2 tRNA genes and 1 rRNA gene are annotated in these 1,856 nt (G+C 34.3%); all 3 read right to left on the bottom strand.

What is annotated here, in order from left to right:
* Nucleotides 1-52: 52 nt before the first annotated feature.
* The 3 genes from O3607_RS09710 to rrf all read right to left on the bottom strand — a co-directional run bounded on the left by O3607_RS09710 (nucleotide 53) and on the right by rrf (nucleotide 1,785).
* Nucleotides 53-129, bottom strand: a tRNA-Arg gene (locus O3607_RS09710).
* A gap of 113 nt (nucleotides 130-242) precedes the next feature.
* Nucleotides 243-318: transfer RNA gene (locus O3607_RS09705), tRNA-Trp, on the bottom strand.
* 1,350 nt (nucleotides 319-1,668) lie between these two features.
* Nucleotides 1,669-1,785, bottom strand: a 5S ribosomal RNA gene (gene rrf / locus O3607_RS09700).
* Nucleotides 1,786-1,856: the final 71 nt, after the last annotated feature.

Here is a 1,856-nt window from a genome sequence, read left to right as displayed (position 1 = left end):
TACTATAAGTAGATAAAATAAAAAAGCACCACATTACTGTGATGCTTTAATTTGGTGACCCAGAAGGGATTCGAACCCCTGGCCTTTTGATTCGTAGTCAAACGCTCTATCCAGCTGAGCTACTGAGTCATGTAGTTGGTACTCACTTATATTAACACAACGCTTAAATCGATGCAAGCATTTTTTTAATATTTTTTGAGTAATTTTATGGACATGCGGTCCGAAGACCGCAATCCAAAGTTTGGCAGGGGCAGTAGGACTTGAACCCACAACCAACGGTTTTGGAGACCGCTACTCTACCAATTGAGCTATACCCCTATGTTCATCAAGCCGTGCTTGATACTTGATTAGTTTAACAAAAAATAGACCCTATGTCAAGAAACAAAGCGTTTTAAAATAATGAAATAATAGTGAATTTAAAAGGAAAAGAGCCCTTTTTCAAGGGCTCTTATGTCTACCTAACTTTTACCTTTATATATACGGGAGATGGTATATATAATTAGAGAGTTTTGTATATGTATTGTTTTGTTTATACACAGGGAGAGTATTGTTGTGTATTTAAGTGTTGTTTTATGTGTTGTATTGTTTTGTGTTGTGTTGTTTGTATTATTTGTAAAAGGGACAGGTAAAAGTTATTTGCAGTAGACCTCCATTTCCTTAGTTGATCTCAATCAACTATTGCTAGTATATAGATTCTATGTGAAAACATAGTGAAAGTTTTATGAGATATATATGAAACGAGTAAATTTTGGTACATATTTAAACATTATAAATATAGCTATAAAACTAGTATTTACCTACACTTTTAGGTTTATATATATTTTTTTAATAAAACTATGCATGAATAGAATATGTAGTAGATAGTCATTATTAGAATTTATAATTAAAGCAAAATTTATTACATAAAGATGATTAATTAGAAAATTTGATTAAAGAATATCTTATGTACTGTTTTAATCAATCAAGTATTATGTATAGATATAGCCATTAAAATAGGAATATTTAAGTTATACTGTTGTTTTTATATCGCTAAGAAGTCTATACCTATTGAATAATATAACTAACGTTTACGGATAAATATTTAAAGTTAAAAATGAAGGATAATTGTATATTATAGAATTTATAGAATAAATAAATTTGGAGTTACTCAACTGCTTTTTAATCTATTATTTACATAAATCTAAATTTCTCAGCTACTATACGGTTCGATACCATAGGTGCTGCGCACCGCGGTATCGTTTAGATGTAGTTGGCCTCCTACCATTAGACGCGGCTTCCTATCACACTCGCCCATGGCAGTATTTAAAACTATAATCTAAATTAAAATATATACCTTTAGGGCTTCGTCGAAACTGATGCAATGGACGTACGCGTCGATTAGAGCTAATTAGTTTTCGGTGGCCCTACTTGCTTCCTCACTGTGGATTTCCCTTCTCTGCTTCGCAGCTCGGTAAATCTTATGTTCGGAAGAAAGTGATGCAGTGAATCTGTCGTCGTTTCACTCCTCCATCTTCTACTGCCCTACTTTTCCCAGCTCCGTCCCATAGATTACTATCCATAGATAATACTTGTACAACCTTGGCTGGAGACGGCTCTAGAAGGATTAGCTAGTCGAAGACTAGCTAAAAGAAAAAGGCCTACCTTTAGGTAGACCTTTTTCTTTTAGTCAATCAGCGGCTTCCTATCCTCCCAGGCCGTCTCCAGCCAAGTACTTTCGGCGTTTATGAGCTTAACTACTGTGTTCGAGATGGGAACAGGTGGATCCTCATAGCCATCGCCACTGAATCTGTCAGAGTTTGTACTCTGAAAACCACATAGAAGTTATATATATTTGTTGCACATTCTGCTTAATATTT

This window comes from Veillonella sp. 20925_1_51, assembly GCF_041431445.1.
Lineage (GTDB): Bacteria > Bacillota > Negativicutes > Veillonellales > Veillonellaceae > Veillonella > Veillonella nakazawae.
The sequence above is the reverse complement of the archived record's forward strand: the minus strand, read 5'-3'. Positions and strand labels throughout refer to the sequence as shown.